The organism is Isoptericola sp. NPDC055063 (assembly GCF_053608125.1).
Genome location: NZ_JBSGUW010000004.1, coordinates 230,690 through 251,350, shown reverse-complemented (window position 1 = coordinate 251,350; position 20,661 = coordinate 230,690). Strand labels below are relative to the sequence as shown.

At 74.0% G+C, this 20,661-nt stretch carries 18 protein-coding genes; 9 read left to right on the top strand and 9 right to left on the bottom strand.

Going from position 1 to position 20,661, the window contains the following annotated elements; all coding sequences use genetic code 11:
* Nucleotides 1-65: 65 nt before the first annotated feature.
* The 4 genes from ACWF41_RS06830 to ACWF41_RS06815 all read right to left on the bottom strand — a co-directional run bounded on the left by ACWF41_RS06830 (nucleotide 66) and on the right by ACWF41_RS06815 (nucleotide 4,426).
* Nucleotides 66-551 carry a MarR family winged helix-turn-helix transcriptional regulator gene (locus ACWF41_RS06830; RefSeq protein WP_380323222.1) on the bottom strand — a complete coding sequence of 162 codons (486 nt, stop codon included), beginning with the start codon at nucleotides 549-551 and terminating at the stop codon, nucleotides 66-68.
* A gap of 113 nt (nucleotides 552-664) precedes the next feature.
* Nucleotides 665-2,299, bottom strand: coding sequence for an MDR family MFS transporter (locus tag ACWF41_RS06825; protein ID WP_380323225.1), 1,635 nt, complete (start codon nucleotides 2,297-2,299; stop codon nucleotides 665-667).
* Nucleotides 2,296-2,772: a MarR family winged helix-turn-helix transcriptional regulator gene (locus ACWF41_RS06820; RefSeq protein WP_380323228.1), complete on the bottom strand. Its 477-nt coding sequence runs from the start codon at nucleotides 2,770-2,772 to the stop codon at nucleotides 2,296-2,298. The genes ACWF41_RS06825 and ACWF41_RS06820 overlap by 4 nt, the downstream gene beginning before the upstream one ends.
* Before the next feature lie 217 nt (nucleotides 2,773-2,989).
* On the bottom strand, nucleotides 2,990-4,426 hold the full coding sequence (locus ACWF41_RS06815) for a sugar porter family MFS transporter (RefSeq protein WP_380323231.1): 1,437 nt from the start codon (nucleotides 4,424-4,426) through the stop codon (nucleotides 2,990-2,992).
* Between the two features lie 159 nt (nucleotides 4,427-4,585).
* Here ACWF41_RS06815 and ACWF41_RS06810 point away from each other — a divergent pair, with 159 nt between their 5' ends.
* The 3 genes from ACWF41_RS06810 to ACWF41_RS06800 all read left to right on the top strand — a co-directional run bounded on the left by ACWF41_RS06810 (nucleotide 4,586) and on the right by ACWF41_RS06800 (nucleotide 7,081).
* On the top strand, nucleotides 4,586-5,185 hold the full coding sequence (locus tag ACWF41_RS06810) for a hypothetical protein (protein WP_380323246.1): 600 nt from the start codon (nucleotides 4,586-4,588) through the stop codon (nucleotides 5,183-5,185).
* 268 nt (nucleotides 5,186-5,453) lie between these two features.
* Nucleotides 5,454-6,074 carry a DUF47 domain-containing protein gene (locus ACWF41_RS06805; protein WP_380323234.1) on the top strand — a complete coding sequence of 207 codons (621 nt, stop codon included), beginning with the start codon at nucleotides 5,454-5,456 and terminating at the stop codon, nucleotides 6,072-6,074.
* 2 nt (nucleotides 6,075-6,076) lie between these two features.
* On the top strand, nucleotides 6,077-7,081 hold the full coding sequence (locus ACWF41_RS06800) for an inorganic phosphate transporter (protein ID WP_380323237.1): 1,005 nt from the start codon (nucleotides 6,077-6,079) through the stop codon (nucleotides 7,079-7,081).
* Nucleotides 7,082-7,177: 96 nt separating this feature from the next.
* Here the strand turns inward: ACWF41_RS06800 and ACWF41_RS06795 are convergent, their stop codons facing one another.
* The 4 genes from ACWF41_RS06795 to acs form a co-directional block, all read right to left on the bottom strand.
* Nucleotides 7,178-8,173 carry an NUDIX hydrolase gene (locus ACWF41_RS06795; RefSeq protein WP_380323240.1) on the bottom strand — a complete coding sequence of 332 codons (996 nt, stop codon included), beginning with the start codon at nucleotides 8,171-8,173 and terminating at the stop codon, nucleotides 7,178-7,180.
* Nucleotides 8,174-8,220: 47 nt separating this feature from the next.
* A complete protein-coding gene (locus ACWF41_RS06790; RefSeq protein WP_380323250.1) occupies nucleotides 8,221-10,449 on the bottom strand; it encodes an RNA degradosome polyphosphate kinase in 2,229 nt (742 codons plus the stop codon).
* A 195-nt stretch (nucleotides 10,450-10,644) separates the two neighbouring features.
* Nucleotides 10,645-11,634: a mycothiol synthase gene (gene mshD / locus ACWF41_RS06785; protein WP_380323243.1), complete on the bottom strand. Its 990-nt coding sequence runs from the start codon at nucleotides 11,632-11,634 to the stop codon at nucleotides 10,645-10,647.
* A 95-nt stretch (nucleotides 11,635-11,729) separates the two neighbouring features.
* Nucleotides 11,730-13,745 (bottom strand): acetate--CoA ligase, encoded by a 2,016-nt coding sequence (gene acs, locus ACWF41_RS06780; protein WP_380326185.1) that lies wholly within the window; start codon nucleotides 13,743-13,745, stop codon nucleotides 11,730-11,732.
* A 239-nt stretch (nucleotides 13,746-13,984) separates the two neighbouring features.
* On the opposite strand from acs, the gene ACWF41_RS06775 reads away from it, so the two are divergent.
* Nucleotides 13,985-14,560 (top strand): GNAT family N-acetyltransferase, encoded by a 576-nt coding sequence (locus ACWF41_RS06775; RefSeq protein ID WP_380326182.1) that lies wholly within the window; start codon nucleotides 13,985-13,987, stop codon nucleotides 14,558-14,560.
* Nucleotides 14,561-14,775: 215 nt separating this feature from the next.
* On the opposite strand, the gene ACWF41_RS06770 is transcribed toward ACWF41_RS06775, so the two are convergent.
* On the bottom strand, nucleotides 14,776-15,627 hold the full coding sequence (locus ACWF41_RS06770; protein ID WP_380326179.1) for an HAD family hydrolase: 852 nt from the start codon (nucleotides 15,625-15,627) through the stop codon (nucleotides 14,776-14,778).
* A 106-nt stretch (nucleotides 15,628-15,733) separates the two neighbouring features.
* Here ACWF41_RS06770 and ACWF41_RS06765 point away from each other — a divergent pair, with 106 nt between their 5' ends.
* From ACWF41_RS06765 to ACWF41_RS06745, 5 genes are all read left to right on the top strand, one after another.
* Nucleotides 15,734-16,369 (top strand): winged helix-turn-helix domain-containing protein, encoded by a 636-nt coding sequence (locus ACWF41_RS06765; RefSeq protein WP_380326176.1) that lies wholly within the window; start codon nucleotides 15,734-15,736, stop codon nucleotides 16,367-16,369.
* A complete protein-coding gene (locus tag ACWF41_RS06760; protein WP_380326173.1) occupies nucleotides 16,366-17,763 on the top strand; it encodes an MFS transporter in 1,398 nt (465 codons plus the stop codon). Before ACWF41_RS06765 ends, ACWF41_RS06760 begins: the two co-directional genes overlap by 4 nt.
* A 90-nt stretch (nucleotides 17,764-17,853) precedes the next feature.
* Entirely contained in the window at nucleotides 17,854-18,729 is an 876-nt protein-coding gene (gene ssd / locus ACWF41_RS06755) for a septum site-determining protein Ssd (RefSeq protein WP_380347045.1), read from the top strand.
* Entirely contained in the window at nucleotides 18,726-19,889 is a 1,164-nt protein-coding gene (locus tag ACWF41_RS06750; RefSeq protein ID WP_380326382.1) for a TadA family conjugal transfer-associated ATPase, read from the top strand. Before ssd ends, ACWF41_RS06750 begins: the two co-directional genes overlap by 4 nt.
* On the top strand, nucleotides 19,886-20,661 hold a 776-nt coding region (locus ACWF41_RS06745; RefSeq protein ID WP_452182230.1), incomplete at its 3' end, for a type II secretion system F family protein. The genes ACWF41_RS06750 and ACWF41_RS06745, both read left to right, overlap by 4 nt.

Genomic DNA, 20,661 nt, shown 5'->3' with positions numbered 1-20,661 from the left:
GACGAGGAACGGCGAGGACCCGGGTCGGGTCCTCGCCGTTCGTCTGCCCGCCGTCGGCGGTGGGGTCAGGGGCGCGTGTCGCGCCATCGGACGAAGTCGTCCGAGTAGCGGTGCAGCAGCGTCGCGAGCTGCGAGACGTCGGCCTCGTCCCAGTCGCCGAACGCGTCCTTGTACATCTCGATGCGGCGGTCGCGCGCCCGGGCGAACCGGGCCGCGCCGTCGGCGGTGAGGGTGATGCGCTGGCCGCGCGTGTCCTCGGGGTCGACCTCGCGGTGCACGAGGCCGAGGTCCACGAGCCGGCTCAGCTGTCGGGAGACCGTGGCCCGCCCGACGCCGAAGTGGGCGGCGAGGTCGGAGCCACGGATCCCCGGATGGGAGTCGATGTGCGCGAGGATCGGGTACGCCGACGCCTCGAGCTCAGGATGCACCCGCCGGGCGGTCTGGGCCGCGGACGACTGGGCGCGACGGATCAGCACCCGGATCTCTCGTTCGAGAGCACCGAACGGGTCGGTGGCCGGGTCTGGCATTGACGGGGCGGCTGCGTCGTGCATGCGCCCATCATGAGGCTTCGCCGAGGCAAACGGGAACGCCGCCACCGGGGGAAGTTGCGCCCGGACGGGGCCGCAGCGGGTGAAATCGGCCCCGTCCGGTGTTTTCGCCGGTGTCAGGCCCGCTCGGCGGCGGTCGCGGCCGGCGCCGAGGCGGCCGCCGCGGCGTCCTTCTCCTCGTCGAGCACCTGCTCGATGCCGGAGCGCTTGCCCAGCGGGACCTCCTTGATGAACAGCACGGCGATCAGCGAGATCACCGCCATCGGGACGGCGTACAGGAAGATCGTCGTGATGCCGTCCGAGTAGGCGGACTCGACGACGGTCTGCACCGGCGCGGGGAGGGCGGCCAGGTCGGGGACGGCGCCCGAGCCGGCGCCCATGGCGTCGGCGGGGATGCCGAGCTTCGCGAGGCCGGTGACCAGGTCCGACTTGATGTGCGAGGCCATCACCGCGCCCAGGGCGGAGACGCCGATCGCGCCGCCGAGGGAGCGGAAGAACGCGACGCCGGAGGTGCCGGCGCCCATCTCGTGCACGTCGAGCGTGTTCTGCGTGGCCAGCACCAGGTTCTGCATCAGCGCGCCGACCGACAGGCCCAGGCCGAACAGGAACACCGAGATGAGGACGAAGCTCGTGTCCACCTCGATGGTCGACAGGCCGTACAGCGAGCCGGTCAGGAGGACGGCGCCGCCCACCATGATCGCCTTGTAGCGGCCGGTGTTGGAGATGATGCGGCCCAGGACGATGCCGGCGAGCATCGTGCCGACCACCATCGGGATGGTGAGCAGGCCGGACTCGGTGGGCGTCTTGCCGCGGGCCAGCTGGAAGTACTGGCTGAGGAACACGGCGGTGCCGAACATGGCGACGCCGACGGAGGCGGACGCGACCACCGCGAGCACGAACGTGCGGTTCTTGAACAGGTGCAGCGGGATGATCGGCTCCGCCGCGGCGCGCTCCACGAAGCCGGCGGCAACGAGCGCCACGACGGCGCCGCCGACCATGGCCGCGGTCTGCCAGGACGCCCACTCGAACTGGTCGCCCGCGAAGGTGACCCACAGGAGCAGCAGCGCGACGGCGACGGCGATGAGCACGGCGCCCGCGTAGTCGATCTTCACGGCGCGCTGCTCGCGCGTGGGCAGGTGCAGCGTCTTCTGCAGCACGACGAACGCCACGATGGCGAACGGGACGGCGACGAAGAAGCACCAGCGCCAGCCGAACGAGTCGGTGAGCACGCCGCCGAGCAGCGGGCCGCCGATCTGGCCGACCGCCATGACGCCGCCCATGAGGCCCATGTACTTGCCCCGCTCGCGCGGGCTGATGATGTCGGCCATGAGGACCGTCGCGAGGGCGGTGAGGCCGCCCGCGCCGATGCCCTGCAGGGCGCGGAAGCCGATGAGCATCTCGATGTTCTGCGAGAGACCGGCGGCAGCCGCGGAGACGACGGTGATCGCCAGCGCGATCTGCATGAGGGTCTTGCGGTTCGTGAGGTCGGCGAGCTTGCCCCACAGGGGGGTCGAGATCGTCATCGTCAGCAGCATGGCCGTGACGACCCATGTGTAGGAGTGCTGGGAGCCGCCGAGCTCGTTGACGATCCGGGGCAGCGACGTCGAGACGATCGTCGAGCCGAGCAGGGACACGAAGACGCCGAGGAGGATGCCCGAGAGGGCCTCGAGCACCTCGCGGCGGGACATCGCCGGGGCCGGCGGGGCGGACAGGTCCGGCACCGCGGGCGCCGGGCTGGGGGACTGACTCATCGGGCGGGGATCTCCTCCTGCGCCTGGGCGCGGTCATGGGTCGTGGTGAGGGCGGCCGCGACGCTGCGGATCCGGGAGGTGGCCTCGGCGAGGTCTTCGTCCGACCAGTCGGAGAAGGCTTCGGAGACGAGGTCGTCGATACGGCGGAAGGACGCCTCCGCGAAGTCGCGGCCGGCGTCCGTCAGGGCGAGGTAGCGCACGCGCCGGTCGTCGTCGTCCACCGTGCGGAGCACGAGGCCGGCGTCGACGAGGGCGCTGACCTGGCGGCTCGCGACGGAGACGTCGACGCGGAGCTTGGCGGCGACGTCCGTGAGCTGGACGCGCCCGCACCGCGTGAGCATGTGCAGGGCGCCGAGTCCGGCGCGGGGGAGGTCCAGGTCGCGCGCCACGCGCATGGCGGCCTCGCGCTGGGCGCGGGAGAGCTCTTCGAGCGTCTCCACGAGCTCGCGGGCCGCGGTGCGGGCAACAGGCATGGCAGGGCCTTTGTGAGAGGAGCGAGGGTGCTCGGGGCCGAGGGCCGGAGCGGTGCGACCCGACGGGTCGACTGATTGCAGAGTGCAAACATACGCGCAGTGCTTGCAGCAAGCAAGTGTCCAGGTCGGAGCGTCCGAGCACGGGGACGACGGCGGCCCGCCGCGTCCAGGGCGGACGCGACGGGCCGGTGCCGGTGCCCGTGGGTGGAGGCGCGGGTCAGGCGCGCTTGAACGCCTCGCCCGCCATGTCCTCGAGCTCGACGCCCTTCGTCTCCGGGATCTTGCCCAGCACGAAGAAGAACGACAGCGCCGCGAAGACCGCGTACATCAGGTAGGGGATGGACGGGCCGAACGTCGCGAGCATCGGCGGGAACGTCAGGGTGATCGCGAAGTTCGCGATCCAGTTGGCGGCCGCGCCCACGCCCAGCGCGGCGGCGCGGATGCGGTTGGGGAACATCTCGCCCAGCAGCACCCACATCAGCGGGCCCCACGTGGCGCCGAAGAACACCACGAACGCGTTGGCGCACACCAGCGCGATGCCGTTCCAGGGGGCACCGAGGGTGATCGAGTCGCCGCTCCCGGTCGCCTGCGTGAACGCCAGCGCCATCAGGCCGAGCGAGACTGCCATGCCCGCCGAGCCCACGAGGAGCAGCGGCCGCCGCCCCACCTTGTCGATGAGGGCGATCGCGATGAACGTGACCGCCACGTTGGTGACCGACGTGATCGTCGAGACCAGGAAGGCCTGCGACTCGTCGAAACCGACCGCCTGCCACAGCGTCGTCGAGTAGTAGAAGATCACGTTGATCCCGACGAACTGCTGGAAGATCGCCATGACGATGCCGACCCAGACGATCGGCTTCAGCCCGAAGCGGTTCCCGCGCAGCGTGCCCAGCTCGGAGTTCGCCTCGTCCGTGGCGATCGAGCGATGGATCTCGGAGATCCGGTCGTCGGGATGCTCGTCCGGGCCGAGCACCGACGCGAGGACCGTGCGGGCCTCGTCGTCGCGCCCCTTCGTCACCAGGTAGCGGGGCGACTCCGGCATCCGCATCGCGAGGATCCCGTAGACCGCCGCGGGGATGACCGCGACCAGGAACATCCAGCGCCAGGCCTCCCAGCCGAACCACAGCTCGTTCGCCGCGCTGCCCGCCGCCGTCGCGAGGATCTGGTCCGACAGCAGGGCCGCGAAGATACCGACCGTGATCGCGAGCTGCTGCAGCGAGCCGAGCCGCCCGCGCATGACCGCCGGCGCGATCTCCGCGATGTACGCGGGCGCGATCACCGAGGCGATACCGATGCCGACACCGGCCATGAACCGCCAGACCGCGAGGTCCCACGCGCTCCACGCGATCGCCGACAGGATCGACGAGACGAAGAACAGCACGGCGCCCAGCACCATCACGTGCGTGCGGCCCCACCGGTCCGCCAGCTTGCCGCCCGACCAGGCGCCCAGCGCGCACCCGAGCAGGGCGATCGCCACGACCAGGCCCGTCACGGTGGAGCTCAGGCTGAACTGCCCCTGGATCGCGTCGACGGCGCCGTTGATCACCGACGAGTCGAACCCGAAGAGGAAGCCGCCGACGGCCGCCGCGAAGGCGAGGGCCGTGGCCTTGCGGTGGGCGCTGTGCGCCGCGGAACCAGGTGCTGGGCTCGTCATGATCGTCCTCGGATCGGTCGGCAGTCCTGCGTCCTTCGATGCTAGGTCGGGGTCGCGGTGTCGGCGCGCTGAGCAGGCGGGACACGCCCCGAGGCGGCGCGGGGTGAGACTGGACCGGTGAACGACGCACCCGAGCCGCGCAGGCACCGCCGACCCGCCATGCTCGACCCGCAGACCGCGGAGCAGATCCCGGGCGACCTCGACCCGGCGCTGCGCGACGAGGTCGCGCACACCACCGCCCGCGCCGTCGTGCACCGGTCGCGCGCCGCCGAGGACCCCGTCGTCGTGGACCGCCTCGTCCGCCTCGTCGAGCGGGAGGGGCTCGACGTCGTCGCCGCCCTCTGGTCCGACGCCGCCGCCGTCTCCCTGCCGGGCGCCCTGTGGCGGCTGTACGTGCTGCGCGAGTGGGTGCGTCGCGACCCGCGGACCGTGGGCCTGCGGTACCGGCTCGGCGTCGACGCGGCCCCCGTGCACGAGGTCGTGGCCGGGGTGCCGCGCCCGCCCGCTCCCGAGGACCTGCGGGCGCTCGCGGACGACGTCCTGTCCGGCGTCTTCGCCGGGGACCTGGCCGTGGCGCTCGAGCGCGCCGCGTCGTTCTGCCGCATCCTCGCGACCGGCGCCGCCTTCGACGCCGACGCGCGCGAGGTGGCCGACCCGGACGGGGCCACCCGGATGACCCGCGGGGCCGCCGACCTCGTGCGCACCGCGGAGGAGCTGGAGCGGGCGGCCGCCTCGTGGCGGGCCGGGACGCTCGGCTGATCGACCACGGCGTGACCTGCGTGTTCGGAACGCGGCGACGGCGGGGCTTACGATGTTCGCGCGACGTCGGGCCGCGGTAGCCCCGGGCTCCATCTTCAGCCGCTTCGAGCGGCCACGCGCCGAGAGGCGCTCCCGGTCCGGCGTCGCACCTCACCCGAGTTCACGCAGCCCGCAGGGGGAAGCGTTCAGCGCGCGTTCAACTGGTCGCGCCAGGATCGCCACCTCTAGTCTGTGAGAGTCTCAGCGTCTTCGACCTCAGGAGCCACACGTGCGCCTGCGCCTGACACCGCGCGACACGACCTATTTCGACATGCTGGCGACCCTCGCACAGCACAACGTGACGGGAGCATCGCTCCTGGCGGAGCTGCTCGGGGCGTCACGGCAGGAGCGCGAAGGGATCGTGCGTCGGCTCAACGAGGCCGAGCACATCGCCGACGACGCCGCCCACTCGATCATGCGGCGCCTGAACCAGACGTTCGTCACCCCGTTCGACCGGGACGACATCTACGGCCTGGCCTCCGCGCTCGACGACTGCATGGACGCCATGGAGGAGGCCGGCGACCTCATCGTCCTGTACAAGGTCGACGAGCTGCCGATCCGGGTCTCCGAGCAGGTGCAGGTGCTGCAGCGCTGCGCCGAGCTCACCGCCGAGGCCATGCCGCGCCTGCGCTCCATGGACCAGCTGTCCGACTACTGGGTCGAGATCAACCGGCTGGAGAACCAGGGCGACAAGCTGCACCGCGAGCTCATCGCGCAGCTGTTCGACGACACCACCGACCCGGTGCTGCTCATCAAGCTCAAGGAGATCGTCGACATGCTCGAGGAGGGCGCCGACGCCTTCGAGCGGGTCGCGAACATGGTCGAGACCATCGCCCTCAAGGAGTCCTGACGGTGGAGGCGGCTCTCGTCGTCTTCGTCGTGGCGATCGCCCTCGGCTTCGACTACACGAACGGGTTCCACGACGCGGCCAACGCGATCGCCACCTCGGTCTCGACCCGGGCCCTGACCCCGCGCGTCGCGCTGGGCATGGCGGCCGTCATGAACTTCGTCGGGGCGCTGCTCGGCACCGAGGTCGCGGAGACCATCGCGACGTCGATCGTCGACCTGCAGGACGCGTCCAACCACACCGCGCTCATCGTGGTGCTGTGCGCGTTGCTCGGCGCCATCGCCTGGAACCTCATCACCTGGTGGTTCGGCCTGCCGTCGTCGTCCACGCACTCGCTCATCGGCGGTCTGGTGGGCGCCGGGCTCGCGGCGGGGCTGCCCATCTACGGCCAGGCGATCATCGACAAGGTCGTGCTGCCGATGGTCTTCTCGCCGCTCATCGGCTTCATCGGCGCCTACGTCGTCATGGTGGCCGTGCTCTGGATCTTCCGGAACAAGGCGCCGTCGAAGGTGACGCGCCGGTTCCGCCTCGCGCAGACCGCCTCGGCCGCGGCCATGGCCCTCGGCCACGGTCTCCAGGACGCGCAGAAGACGATGGGCGTCATCTTCATGGCGCTCCTCACGGTCGGCTGGGCGGACCCGGACGCGGGCATCCCGCTCTGGGTCAAGCTCGGCGCGGCGGCCGCGATCTCGCTCGGCACCTACTCCGGCGGCTGGCGCATCATGCGCACGCTGGGCCGTCGCATCATCGAGCTCGACCCGGCCCGCGGCTTCGTCGCCGAGTCCGTGTCGGCCCTGGTGCTCTACGCCAACGCGTTCATCCTGCACGCCCCCGTCTCCACGACCCACACGATCACCTCGGCGATCATGGGCGTGGGCGCCACGCGCCGGCTGTCCGCCGTGCGGTGGGGCGTCGCGAAGAACATCGGCGTGGCCTGGGTGCTGACCATCCCCGCCGCCGCCCTCGTGGCCGCGATCATGACCTGGATCCTGCACCCCTGGCTCACGTGACGTCGGGCCCGCAGCACGCCGAGAGGGCACGCACCGTCACCACGGTGCGTGCCCTCCTCGCGTCTGGCCAGGGCGGCCCCGCAGGCTCGTCGCGGGTCAGTAGACGGGCGGCGTGACCTTCTCGACGGCGACGACGCGCGGGCCCTTGCCGGTGACGGCGACGTGCGCCACGAGCAGGTCGCCGGGCTCCAGGAACGGGTCGCGCGAGGGCAGCACGTTCGCCACCGCGCGGCGCGAGTGCTGGCCCAGCACGTCCAGCACCGTCGGGAGCACGGGGCGGTGCGTGCACAGCACCGAGGACCGCCCGGACTCCAGCAGGTCGAGCACGGTCGCCGCGACGCGGGCCGGCGAGCGCTCGTGCTCCGCCTCGCCGAGCTGGTCGCTCAGCTCCGGCCGGGCGTGCGACGCGCGCACGTAGGGCTCGATGGTCGCCGCGCACCGCTCCCAGCGGCTCGACACCACCGACGTCACCCCGTACGCCGCGAGCACCGGCACGAGCGCCGCGCCCTGGGCGTGGCCGGTCGGGGTCAGCGGGCGGTCCTGCTCGGGGCCGTGCCAGCCCGCGCGGGCCAGGGCCTTGCCGTGCCGCACGATGACGACGGCGTGCGTGGCGAGCCGGCCCTGCGCGTGCGCCTGCACCAGCGCCTCGAGCGGGCCGCGGTCGGCCTCGCGGGTCAGCCTCGCCGTCGCCGCGTCGACGTCGAGCCACGCCTTCTTGTCCACCTCGTCGCGCGTCGGCGGCCGCACCGGGTACCGGGCGGTCAGCGCCGCGCCGTCGTCCGCGCGCGTCGCCCGCCGGGCCGCCCAGTAGTGCACCCGCTTCACGCGGCCCTCGGGGGTCAGGTACTGCAGGCCGGGCAGCGGCACGCCCAGGACCACGGGCTTTCCGGTCTCCTCCGCGACCTCGCGCGCCGCGGTCGTGTTCAGCGCCTCGCCCGCCTCGAGCTTGCCCTTGGGCCACGACCAGTCGTCGTAGCGCGGCCGGTGCACCAGCTGCACCTGCAGCCGGCCCTCCCGCTCGCGCCAGACGAGGGCACCCGCCGACTCGATGACCGGCGCGTGCTCCACGGACGTCGCCCCCAGCCTGCTCACGAGCGGGGACGCCGCCACGCCCGCCGACCGGCGCGCGCCTGCCGCCCTCACCGGGTCCTCTCGGGCCGGCGACGGTGGCGGTCCACGAGGCTCGCCTGCAGGTCCTCCAGCGGCTCGCCGTCCGGGCCCACGGCGTGCCGCACCCAGGTGTCGTCGGGCTGCAGGTGCCACGTCGACGTGAGGTCCGACATCGAGCGGTCCATCAGCTCCAGCAGCTCGGCGACCTGGCCCTCGTCCGTGATCCGCACCAGCGCCTCGACGCGGCGGTCGAGGTTGCGGTGCATGAGGTCCGCCGAGCCGATGTACACCTCGGGGCCGGACTCCGGGCCCTCGCCGATCGCCGGGCCCGCGGAGTTCGCGAACGCGTAGATGCGCGAGTGCTCCAGGAAGCGGCCCAGGATCGACCGGACGCGGATGTTCTCGCTCAGGCCCGGCACGCCGGGGCGCAGGGCGCAGATGCCGCGCACCACCAGGTCGACGTGCACGCCGGCCTGCGAGGCGCGGTACAGCGCGTCGATCGTCGCCTCGTCCACGGCGGAGTTCACCTTGATCCGCACCCACGCCTCGTGGCCCGCCCGGGCGGCGGCCGCCTCGCGCTCGATGCGCTCGATGAGGCCGGAGCGCACCGTGCGCGGCGCCACCAGCAGGCGGTGGAAGCGCGACTGCGGCGCGTACCCGGAGAGCTGGTTGAACAGGCGCGTGAGGTCCTGGCCGACGTCGCGGTCGCACGTGAGCAGCCCGTGGTCCGTGTACATCCGGGCCGTCTTCGGGTGGTAGTTGCCCGTGCCGATGTGGCAGTACCGCCGCAGCCCGTCGGCCTCCTGGCGCACCACGAGGGACAGCTTGCTGTGCGTCTTGAGGCCCACGATCCCGTACACCACGTGCACGCCCGCCTCCTCGAGCTTGCGCGCCCAGGAGATGTTGGCCTGCTCGTCGAACCGTGCCTTGATCTCGACCAGGGCCAGCACCTGCTTGCCCGCCTCGGCGGCGTCGATCAGCGCGTCGACGATGGGGGAGTCGCCCGACGTGCGGTACAGCGTCTGCTTGATCGCCAGCACCGCCGGGTCGGCCGCGGCCTGCTCGAGGAACGTCTGCACCGACGTGGAGAACGAGTCGTACGGGTGGTGCAGCAGGATGTCGCGCTCGCGGATCGCGGCGAACACGTCGCGCGGCGTCGCGGACTCCACCTCTGCGAGCTGGCGGTGCGTCGTCGGGACGAACGGCGGGAAGTGCAGCGACGAGCGCTCGATGTCGGCGATGACGTTGAGGCCGGTGAGGTCGAGCGGCGCGGGCAGCTCGTACACCTCCTCGTCCGCGACCCCGAGCTCGCGGACCAGCAGCTCGCGGATGCGCGGCGAGATGCCGTGCGCCAGCTCCAGGCGCACGGGCGGGCCGAAGCGGCGGCGCAGCAGCTCCTTCTCCATCGCCTGCAGGAGGTTCTCGGCGTCGTCCTCCTCGACCTCCACGTCCTCGTTGCGCGTGACGCGGAACGTGTGGCTCTCGCGCACCTCCATGCCCGGGAACAGGTGGTCGAGATGCTGGGCGATGACCTCCTCCAGCGGCACGAACGACGTCTGCGTGCCGCCGCCCTGCGTGGGCGTCGGCGCGGACGGCCGCCCGCGGTCGTCGACGGCGATGAAGCGCGGCAGCAGCGGCGGCACCTTGACGCGCGCGAAGTGCTCCTTGCCGGTCAGCGGGTTCGCGACGACGACGGCCAGGTTCAGCGACAGCCCCGAGATGTAGGGGAACGGATGCGCCGGGTCCACGGCCAGGGGTGTCAGCACCGGGAAGATCTGCTTGCGGAAGAACTTGTGCAGGCGCTCCTGCTCCCGCACCTCCAGCTCGTCCCAGTGCACGATCGTGATGCCCTCGGCGTCCAGCGCCGGCTGCACGTCGGAGCGGAACACCTCCGCGTGCCGGGCCATCAGCTGGTGCGACGCGTCGCCGATCGACTCCAGCACCTGGCGGGGGCTCATGCCCGACGCCGCGGTGACCGCGATACCGGTGGCGATCCGGCGCTTCAGGCCGGCCACCCGCACCATGAAGAACTCGTCCAGGTTGGACGCGAAGATCGCGAGGAACCGCGCGCGCTCCAGCAGCGGCAGCGTCGTGTCCTCCGCGAGCTCCAGCACCCGCTCGTTGAACGCGAGCCAGCTCAGCTCGCGTTCGGCGAACCGGTCGTCGGGCAGGGGCTCGACCTCGGCCGCCGCGGCCTCCTCGACCTCGGGCTCCTCCGCGATGTGCTCGGCGATGTGCGCGGCGAGCTGCGGGTCCATCGGGCGCGACGGCGCGACGGCGGTGGCCCGGGGCCGGCTGTCCGTCACCTCGGCGGCCGCGACGGCGTCGGACGAGGCGGGGGAGTTCCGGCCGCGGCCGTCGCGGGTCCGGGGCGGTCGAGGGCGCGACGCTGTCATGCCCCCATCCTGGCACCGCCGGGTGAACGGCGGGTGTCCAAGGGTGGCCGCGGGGTGCTACGCCTCGTCGGGCGCGGCGGGGCGCGCGTACTGGACGTCGGCTGCCGCGCGCTCGAAGCCCGCACCCGCGTACGTGGCCAGCGCGGCCGCGTTGTCGCCGTCCACGTACAGCACCGCGCGGTCGCAGCCGACCCGGGCCAGGTGGCGCAGCCCGACGGCGGTGAGCGCGCGGCCCAGGCCGCGGCCCTGCGCCTCGGGGGAGACACCGACGGCATAGATCTCCCCGGACCTGATCTCGCCGGTGCCGCCCTCGTCGTCGAGCGGGCCGGTCTCCACCTTGGTCCACAGGTACGCGAGCGGGGCGGCGTCGGGGGCGCCGGCGTCCTCGACGAGGAAGAAGCCCTCGGGGTCGAACCACGGCTCGCGCTGCCGGTCGCGCAGGTCGTCGACGGTGAGGCGGCCCTGCTCGGGATGGTCGGCGAAGGCACGGGCGTTCAGCCGCACCCAGGCCTCGTCGTCGTCCCCCGGCCGCACCGTGCGCAGCGTCAGCCCCGGCAGCTCGGGAAGGTCGCGGGCCGCGTCCTCGGGACCGAGCGCGCGCGCCAGCACGAGCAGCTCGCGGGCCACCTCGTAGCCGCGCGCCTGCGCGAACCCCCGGGCGGCGGGAAGGGCGCCGTGCGCCCACACCCGCAGGGGCTTGCCGCGCTGGCCCGGAGCACCCGAGAACATCGGCAGGCGCGCGTCGCGCTCCACCGTGCGCAGCAGCATGCTGCCCACGCCGGCCCGGCGGTGGTCCGGGTGCACGACGAGCTCCGCGCTCGCGTCGTCGCCGCCGCGGTCGACCTGGGCGTAGCCGACCGTCGTGCCGTCGCCGTCCTGCGCGACGACGTGGGTCAGCCAGTCGGCGTCCGTGCCCAGGCGCAGCAGGGGCTGCTCCGACAGCGGGGCGACGCCGTCGTGCTCGGCCGCCGCCGCGGCGAGCGCGCGCACGGCGTCCTGCGCGGCGGGGTCGAGAGGGCCGAAGGACAGGGCGGGCGTGAGAGGCACGCCCCCATTGTCACCGAGGACCGACCGAGCCGACCAGGCGGTTGTGCACCTTCTGACGCTTCAGAAGGTGCACAACCGCCTGGTCGGCGACGGGGTCAGTCCTCCGAACCGGGCTTCGCCGAGGACAGGCCGGCGGCGATGAGGTCCATCACCGAGGAGTCGGCGAGGGTGGTCGCGTCGCCGACCGTGCGGTTCTCGGCGACGTCGCGCAGCAGGCGGCGCATGATCTTGCCGGACCGGGTCTTGGGCAGCTCCGGGACGACGAGGATGCGGCGCGGCTTGGCGATCGGGCCGATCTCCTTGGCCACGTGGTTGCGCAGCTCGAGCTGGACCGCCTCGGCGCCCTCCGGCGTCGCGGCCCGCTCCGCGTGCTCCCCGCGCAGGATGACGAACGCGACCACGGCCTGGCCGGTGGTGTCGTCCGCGGCGCCGACGACCGCGGCCTCGGCCACGACGTCGTGCGAGACGAGGGCCGACTCGATCTCCGTGGTGGACAGGCGGTGGCCGGAGACGTTCATGACGTCGTCCACGCGGCCCAGCAGCCAGATGTCGCCGTCCTCGTCCTTCTTCGCGCCGTCGCCGGCGAAGTAGAGGCCCTCGAACCGCGACCAGTAGGTGTCCTCGAAGCGCTGCAGGTCGCCCCAGATGCCGCGCAGCATGGACGGCCACGGCTCCGAGAGCACCAGGTACCCGCCGCCGCCGTCCGGCACCGAGTGCGCCTCGTCGTCCACGACGTCGGCGACGATGCCGGGCAGCGCGACCTGCGCCGAGCCGGGCTTCGTGGCGGTGACGCCGGGCAGCGGGCTGATCATGATGGAGCCCGTCTCCGTCTGCCACCAGGTGTCGACGATGGGGGCGGTGTCGCCGCCGATGACGCGGCGGTACCACATCCACGCCTCCGGGTTGATGGGCTCGCCCACCGAGCCGAGCACGCGCAGGCTCGACAGGTCGAAGCCGGCGGGGATGTCCTCGCCCCACTTCATGCAGGTGCGGATGGCGGTGGGAGCGGTGTAGAGGATCGAGACCTTGTACTTCTCGACGAGCTCCCACCAGCGGCCGCGGTGCGGGGTGTCCGGGGTGCCCTCGTAGATCACCTGCGTGGCGCCGTTGGTCAGCGGCCCGTACACGACGTACGTGTGCCCGGTGACCCAGCCGATGTCGGCGGTGCACCAGTAGACGTCGCTCTCCGCCTTGAGGTCGAAGACGTTCTTGTGGGTGTACGCCGCCTGCGTCAGGTAGCCGCCCGTGGTGTGCAGGATGCCCTTCGGCTTCCCCGTGGTGCCCGACGTGTAGAGGATGAACAGCGGGTGCTCCGCGTCCACCGCGACCGGCTCGTGGACCGGGTCGGCCTGCTCCAGGGCGTCGTGCCACCAGACGTCGCGGCCGTCGGTCCACTCGACGTCCTGCTCGGTGCGGCGCACGACCAGCACGTGCTCGACGGTGGTCGCGGGCTCGCCGTCCTTGGGCGCGAGCGCCGCGTCGACGGCGGGCTTGAGAGCCGACGGCGCGCCGCGGCGGTAGCCGCCGTCCGCCGTGATGACGAGCTTCGCCTCGGCGTCGGCGATGCGGCTGCGCAACGCGTCGGCGGAGAAGCCGCCGAAGACCACGGAGTGCGGGGCGCCGATGCGCGCGCAGGCGAGCATCGCGACGACCGACTCGACCAGCATCGGCAGGTAGACGACGACGCGGTCGCCCTGGGTGACGCCGAGCGCCGTGAGCGCGTTCGCGGCGCGGGAGACCTCCTCCTGCAGGTCCGCGTAGGTGACCGTGCGCGTGTCGCCCGGCTCGCCCTCGAAGTGGATGGCCACCCGGTCGCCGAGCCCGGCCTCGACGTGCCGGTCCACCGCGTTGTACGCGGCGTTGAGCGTGCCGTCGGCGAACCACTTCGCCACCGGCGCCTCGGACCAGTCGAGCGTCTGGGTGAACGGCGTCGACCAGCTGACGAGCTCCCGCGCCTGGTCGGCCCAGAACCCGAGCCGGTCGGCCTTCGCCTCCTCGTACAGGGACGGCTGGGCGTTGGCCGCCGCCGCGAACGCGGGGCTCGGCGGGAACGCTCGCGTCTCGTGCAGCAGGTTCTCGAGGCTGGGGGCGGTGGTCTCGTTCTCTGGCACGCTTACCTCCGGTGCGCATCGTCTCTGGTGCGGTCCGCCGGCTCGACACGTCGTGGCCGGGGGACGACGGGCCCCGCGGGGCCTCGCGGTCGGGAGTCTAGACCTCGCGGGTGACCCGGGTCACGCCGTCCCACGGTTCGGCCGCACTCCTCGCAAAACGGTCCCCTCGCCGCCCGGCGTCCGCGCCCTGCGGCCGAAAATCCGTGGGCCGTCGTCGTCGGGCCTGGTAGACGTGCACCATGACGACCCCCGAGGTGACGTGGCCGCGCCGGTCCGGCCCCGTCGTGCTGCGCCCGCCGACGTCCGACGACCTGGACCAGGTGCTCACCTGGCGCAACCGGCCGGGCGTGACCCGCTGGCTGCTGCGGACGCAGGTGGACCCGGACCGGTTCCGCGCGGCCTGGCTCGCGTCCGCGGACGACCCGACCGACCACGGCGCCGTCGCCGAGCTGGGCGGCGTCGTCGTCGGGACGGGGTCGCTCTCGGTAGGCGACGGGATGGGGCAGACGCAGGGCGACGCGTGGCGCGGCGCCGAGGGGTCGCTCGGCTACCTGGTCGACCCGGCCCACGAGGGCCGCGGCGTCGCCACCGCGATCGCGCGGGGGCTGCTGGAGGTCGCGTTCGACGAGCTGGGGCTGCACCGCGTCACTGCCGGGTGCTTCGCCGCCAACACCGCGTCGTGGCGCGTGATGGAGAAGGTGGGCATGCGGCGCGAGCAGCACGGCGTCCAGGACTCATGGCACGCCGAGCTCGGCTGGGTCGACGGCTTCACCTACGGGATCCTCGCGGAGGAGTGGCGCGGCCGGGAAGGCTGAGACACGAGGGCTGAGACACGAGGACGGCGCCCGGGAGTCGAGTCCGACCGAGCGCCGCGCCCGCCAGCCCGGACGCGGGTATCAGGCGCTTCATCCGATCACTGGGCGGGGCCGTTCCCGCCGAGTGGGTCCTCAACCGTGGACTTCCTGTGCGTGGGTCCTGCGTCCGGCTGTCTTCACCCATGGAACGTCACCCCGGACGGGGGCGCAAGCGGTCAGGCGCGGCGCCGCACCCACCAGCGGCGGAGCAGCCACGCGGCCACGCCCGCGGCCGCGACGCCGCCCGCGGCGAGGGCGACGGCGGGCGGCCGGAGGGCGGAGCGGAGCGCCACGGGGCGGGAGAAGGTGAGCACGCCCCAGCCGTTCTCGGCGGCGACGCGGCGCAGCGTCTTGTCCGGGTTGACGGCGAACCCGTGCCCGACGGCGCCCAGCATCGGCGCGTCGGTGACGGAGTCGGAGTAGGCGTAGCTGCGCTCGAGGTCGTATCCGCGCCGGCCGGCGAGCTCCTCGACGGCCTCGGCCTTCTGCTCGCCGTAGGCGTAGAACTCGATCTCGCCGGTGTAGCGGCCGTCCTCGACCGCCATCCGCGTCGCGATGACGTGGTCGGCGCCGAGCACCGTGGCGATCGGCTCGACGAGCTCGGCCCCCGACGCGGAGACGATGACGACGTCGTGCCCCAGCTCGTGGTGCTCGGCGATGAGGTCCACGGCCTCGGCGTAGACGTAGGGGTCGATGAGCTCGTGCACCGTCTCGGCGACGATCTGCTGCACCTTGCTCACCTCCCAGCCCGTCGCGAGCTCGGACAGGTGCTTGCGCATCCGCTCGGTCTGGTCGGCGTCGGCGTTGCCCGCGTAGAAGAGGAGGTGCGCGTAGGCGCTGCGGAGCACGTCGCCGCGGGTGATGAGGCCGCCGGCGTAGAAGGGCTTGGAGAACGCGGCCGACGAGCTCGTCGCGATGATCGTCTTGTCGAGGTCGAAGAACGCGGCGACGCGCGACCGCGATGTCGCCGTCCTCGACGGTGACGTCTCGCGCGGACCTCGATCCGGGCCCGGTCCCTGCTCGGTCACGGGCCAGAGCCTAGCCGCAGGGGTCGGGGCGTCGACGGCCGCGTCCATGCAGAATGTTTGTGCACAACTCTTGTGCAGAAGAGTTGTGCATGGTTATCGTGCACGCATGGACGAGACGCCGGAACGCCCGTACACCCACCTCGAGCTCACCGCCGAGGCGGCCAAGGTGCTCGCGCACCCGCTGCGGTCCCGGCTGCTCGGCGCGCTGCGCCGGGAGGGTCCGTCGTCGGCCACGGCGCTCGCCGCCGAGCTGTCGACCAACACCGGCGCCACCAGCTACCACCTCCGCAAGATGGAGTCGGTCGGCCTCGTCGTCGACACAGGGGAGGGGCGCGGCAAGGAGCGGCTCTGGGCGGCGGCCACCGAGAGCCACGGCTGGAGCGACTCCGACTTCGGCGGGGACGAGGACGCACAGACCGCCCTCGGCTGGCTGGTGCGCGACTACCACCGACAGTTCGACACGAACTACGCGCACTGGCTCGACGTCGCGGACAGCTGGCCCAAGGAGTGGACCGACGTCGCCGGGATGACCGACACCTGGGTGGACGTCACGCCCGAGCAGGCGCGGGACATGGCGGAGGAGCTCGAGGCCGTCGTGAACAAGTACCTGCACATCGGCGACGGCGACCCCCGGGCCCGGCGGCTGCACCTGTGGCGGTTCCTGTTCCCGCTCAACTCCGACGACGTCCCCGACGCCGCGGGGCAGCCCGCCGACGACAGCGAGAGCGAGGGCGAGGCATGAGCCCGCAGAAGGTCTTCCTCCTGCTCACCGCCACCCGGTGGTTCCCCGTCGGGCTGGTCATCTCCGTCACGACGCTGCTGCCCATCGAGCGCGGCCTGACCATCAGCCAGACGCTGACGCTGGCGTCGGTCGCCGGGCTCGTCGTGTTCGCGCTCGAGCTGCCCACCAGCGGCACCGCCGACGTCGTCGGGCGGCGGCCCATGCTCGTGGTCGCGGCGGCCGCGCAGGTCCTCGCGGCGGCGACGTTCCTCGTGGCGCAGTCGATGTGGGGCTTCATCGTGTCGGCGGCGCTGATGGGCATGTTCCGGGCGTTGGACTCCGGGCCGCTCGAGGCCTGGTTCGTCGACGCCGTGCACGCCGAGCGGCCTGGGGCCGACGTCGACCGCGAGCTGGCGCACCAGGGCACCGTGCTGGGGGCGGCCATCGCGCTCGGCGCGCTCGTCTCCGGCGGCCTCGTCTGGTGGCACCCGTTCACGGCCTGGTCGGCGCTCGCGCTGCCCTACGCGGTGTACGTGGTGCTGGCCGTGGTGCATCTCGTGATGGTCGTGCTGCTGATCCGGGAGGCACCGCGGCACGGCGGCCCCGTCGCGGAGGCTCCCGACGCCGGGGGCGCGGGCCGTCGCTGGGCCGCCGGGCTGCGCTCCGTGGTCGGGCAGGCCCGCGAGGTGCCCGCCAGCATCGCGTCGGGCCTGCGGCTCGCCCGCGACAACCGGGTGCTGCAGGGCCTGCTGCTCGTGGAGCTATTCGCGTCCACCGCGATGGTCGTGTTCGAGTCCCTGCAGCCGGTGCGGATGGCAGAGCTCCTCGGCGGCGAGGCGCAGGCCGGCGCCGTCATGGGCCCGGTGGCGTCGGTCGGCTGGGGCACGTTCGCGCTCGGTGCCGCCCTCTGCGGGCTCGCGTCGCACCGGTTCGGCGTGGCGCGGACCGCGCTGGCGTCGCGGGCGCTCAACGGGCTCGGCGCGGTGTGGATGGGGCTCACGGGCGGTCCCGTGATGCTGGTGGTCGCGTACCTCATCACCTACGGGCTGCACGGCAGCTCCGGTCCGTCGTACGAGGCGCTGCTGCACCGCGAGGCGCGGCGCGAGAACCGTTCCACCGTGCTGTCCCTGGCGTCGATGGTGGCCTTCGCGACGTACGCCGTCGCCTCACCCGCACTGGGTTGGGTGGCGCAGGGCTGGTCCACGCCGGTCGCGATGATCCTGGGTGGCGGGTTCAGCGTCCTCGGCGTCTTCTGCTTCCTGCCGGCGCTGCGCGCCGAACGGTCGCGCGCGCGACGCGGTGGTGCCGAGGCTGAGGTCGTGGCCGAGACCATGGGGGAGGCGACCGACGACGCCGTCGGCCGGGCCGAGGGTGCAGCGGGCAAGGCCGCCGCCGAGGACGCCGCCGCGGTCTGACGCGGGCGGGAGCCCGCCCCCAGGGCGGCGCCGTCCACAGATCGCCGCGTGACGCCGTGACGGTCGCCGGGCCCGGACCAGCCTGGGCGCATGGACGACGTCACCACACGCATGCTGCCCCGCCCCGTGGCGGACGCGGGCCCCGCGCCCGCCACGGTCCCGAGGCCGGCCCCGCCCGGTGCGCCCGGTGCACCCGGACCGGCGGTCCGCTGGCCGGTCGCCGACCGGCCGCCGTGGACGACGCCCCGAGGACGGCGGACGATCGCCGTCCTCGGGGCCTGCGGGGGCGCCGGCGCGAGCGTCCTCGCGGCGGCGCTCGCCCAGGCGCTGCGGCGCGACGGCGAGGGCGCCGTGCTGGTCGACCTGGATCTCCCCGGCCCCGGCGCGGACGTGCTGCTCGGGATCGAGGACGAGGCGGGTGCCCGGTGGCCCGAGCTCGCCGCGGCCCGCGGTGACGTCGACGGGGTGGGACTCGTCGCCGCCCTCCCGCGCTGGCGGTCCGTGCCGGTGCTCTCCGGGACCCGGCTGCGCCCCGCGCGCCCCGACGACGCCGTGGTGGTGGACGTCTGCACGGGCCTGCTGCGCGGCGGCGAGACGGTGGTGCTCGACCTGCCCCGACCGGCCGCGTGGACCGCCGGCACGCGGATGCTCGTGGGCGCCGCGGACGCGGTGGTCCTGGTGACCCCGTGCAGCGCCCCGGGGGTGGCGGGGGCGCTCGCGGCGCGCGCCGAGCTCGCCGACCTCGGTGCGCCCGAACCGTGGCTCGTCGCCCGCGGTCCCGCGCCCGGACGGGTCGACGCCGCGGCGCTCGAGGAGGCCCTCGGGCTCCGGGTGGCGGCCACGGTGCGTCGGGACCCGCGGCTGCCTGCCGCGGTCGACCGCGGCGACGGGCCCCCGGTCGGCCACCGGGCGCCGCTGGGACGCGCCGCCGGATCGTTGGTCGGCGCGCTGGCGAGGACGTCGTGACCGCGGGCCTCCCGCTCGTCGACCGGGCGCTGCTGGACGACGTGCGGGCCCGCGTCGGCGCGGCCGGCACCCCGGTCGACGACGCCGCTGTGCGGGCGGCGCTGCGGGCCACGGGCCGGGTCTTCGGCTCCGCCGCGCTGAGCGACCTCACCCGGGCGGCCCGCGCCGAGCTCACGGGGGCGGGACCGCTGCAGGAGCTCCTCGACGCGCCGGACGTCACGGACGTCCTCGTCAACGGGCCGCGCGACGTCTGGGTGGACCGCGGTGCGGGCCTGAGCCGCGTGGACCTCGATCTGGGCAGCCCGGACGCCGTGCGAGCGCTCGCCGTGCGCATGGCCGCCGTGGCCGGCCAACGGCTCGACGACGCCGCACCCACCGTGGACGCGCGGATGCCCGACGGCACCCGCCTGCACGCCGTCGTCGAGCCCGTCGCCCCGGCCGGCGCGGTGATCGCCCTCCGGGTGCTGCGGCAGGCGGCGCACTCCGTGCGCACCCTCGTGGCGGGCGGCGCGCTGCCGTCGCGCTGGGAAGGGCTGCTGGGCGCCCTCGTGACGGGCCGGGCCAACCTGCTGGTGACCGGTGGCACGGGCACCGGCAAGACCACGCTGCTCGCCGCCCTGCTGTCTCTCGTGCCGCCCGACGAGCGCGTCCTCGTGGTCGAGGAGGCGCGCGAGCTCGCGCCCCGGCACCGGCACGTCGTGTCCCTGGCCGCCCGGCGGCCCAACGTCGAGGGCGTCGGTGAGGTGACACTCACCGAGCTGGTGCGCGGCGCGCTGCGGATGCGGCCCGACCGGATCGTCGTCGGGGAGTGCCGCGGCGCCGAGGTGCGTGAGCTGCTCCTGGCGATGAACACCGGGCACGACGGCGGCATGGCCACCATGCACGCGAACGCCGTCGAGCAGGTGCCGGCGCGGCTCGAGGCGCTCGCAGCCCTCGCCGGGATGCCGCGGGAGGCGGTGGCCGCGCAGGCGGCGGCGGCGCTGGACGTCGTGCTGCACCTGCGCCGGCGGGGCGGGTGCCGGTACCTCGCGGAGATCGGCGTCGTGGGGCGCGCCGGGGACCACGGCCTGGTCGTGCGCCGTGCGGCTGCCTGGGAGCCCGGCACGGAGCCCCGGCCCGACGAGGCCTGGGACGAGCTGGCCGCGCGGTGGGCACCATGACGCCCGGGTGGGGCGCCGACCCCGGCCTGACGGCGGGGTGGTGGGTGGCGCTGGCGGCGTGGCTCGCCCTGGCCCCCGCCGGACGGCGGGCGACCGCGCTCACCCGGAGGGTCGTCACGGTGCGGTCGGCGCGGACGGGCGGCCTGCTGCGCCCGCGTCGTGACGCGGCGGCCGGAGCGGAGGCGGTGCGGGTCGCCGTGGCGCAGGTCATCGCCCTGCTTCGCGCGGGGGCACCGCCCGCGGCGGCGTGGTCGCGCGCCCTCGGGGTGCCGGTGGACTCCACCGGGATCCCCGACCCCGCGGCGCTGGCCCCGGTGGTCGGTGGCGACGGCCACGCCCGGTCGGTGGTCGCGGGCGCGGTGCTCGCGCGGGACGTCGGGGCCCCGCTGGCGGCGGTGCTCGACGCGGTCTCGGGGGCGCTGGTGGCCGAGGCGGAGTCCCGCGCGGAGCGGGAGGCGTCGTTGGCCGGGCCTCGGTCGACGGCCCGCGTCCTGACCGGGCTGCCCGTGCTCGGCGCGCTGCTCGGGTGGGCGCTGGGTGCGGACCCGCTCGCCACCGCCTTCGACGGCGGAGCGGGGACGATGGCGGTCTGCCTCGGCCTGATGCTCCTCGCTGCCGGCCACGTGTGGACCGGCCGGCTCGTCGCCGCCGCCCGCTCCGCCGGGGAGACGGCCAAAGGACCGGGCTGCCGGCAGTCGAGGCCCCTCCAGTACATTCCCCAGCCGCCGCAGCGGGCCAAAACGTGGACGTGTTTGTCCGGGACGTGGCACGG

Bases quoted from the DNA above. Each gene is read 5' to 3' on its own strand.
- ACWF41_RS06830 (WP_380323222.1), bottom strand. From the start codon at position 551: ATGCACGACGCAGCCGCCCCGTCAATGCCAGACCCGGCCACCGACCCG.
- ACWF41_RS06825 (WP_380323225.1), bottom strand. From the start codon at position 2,299: ATGAGTCAGTCCCCCAGCCCGGCGCCCGCGGTGCCGGACCTGTCCGCC.
- ACWF41_RS06820 (WP_380323228.1), bottom strand. From the start codon at position 2,772: ATGCCTGTTGCCCGCACCGCGGCCCGCGAGCTCGTGGAGACGCTCGAA.
- ACWF41_RS06815 (WP_380323231.1), bottom strand. From the start codon at position 4,426: ATGACGAGCCCAGCACCTGGTTCCGCGGCGCACAGCGCCCACCGCAAG.
- ACWF41_RS06810 (WP_380323246.1), top strand. From the start codon at position 4,586: ATGCTCGACCCGCAGACCGCGGAGCAGATCCCGGGCGACCTCGACCCG.
- ACWF41_RS06790 (WP_380323250.1), bottom strand. From the start codon at position 10,449: ATGGACCCGCAGCTCGCCGCGCACATCGCCGAGCACATCGCGGAGGAG.
- ACWF41_RS06775 (WP_380326182.1), top strand. From the start codon at position 13,985: ATGACGACCCCCGAGGTGACGTGGCCGCGCCGGTCCGGCCCCGTCGTG.
- ACWF41_RS06765 (WP_380326176.1), top strand. From the start codon at position 15,734: ATGGACGAGACGCCGGAACGCCCGTACACCCACCTCGAGCTCACCGCC.
- ACWF41_RS06760 (WP_380326173.1), top strand. From the start codon at position 16,366: ATGAGCCCGCAGAAGGTCTTCCTCCTGCTCACCGCCACCCGGTGGTTC.
- ssd (WP_380347045.1), top strand. From the start codon at position 17,854: ATGGACGACGTCACCACACGCATGCTGCCCCGCCCCGTGGCGGACGCG.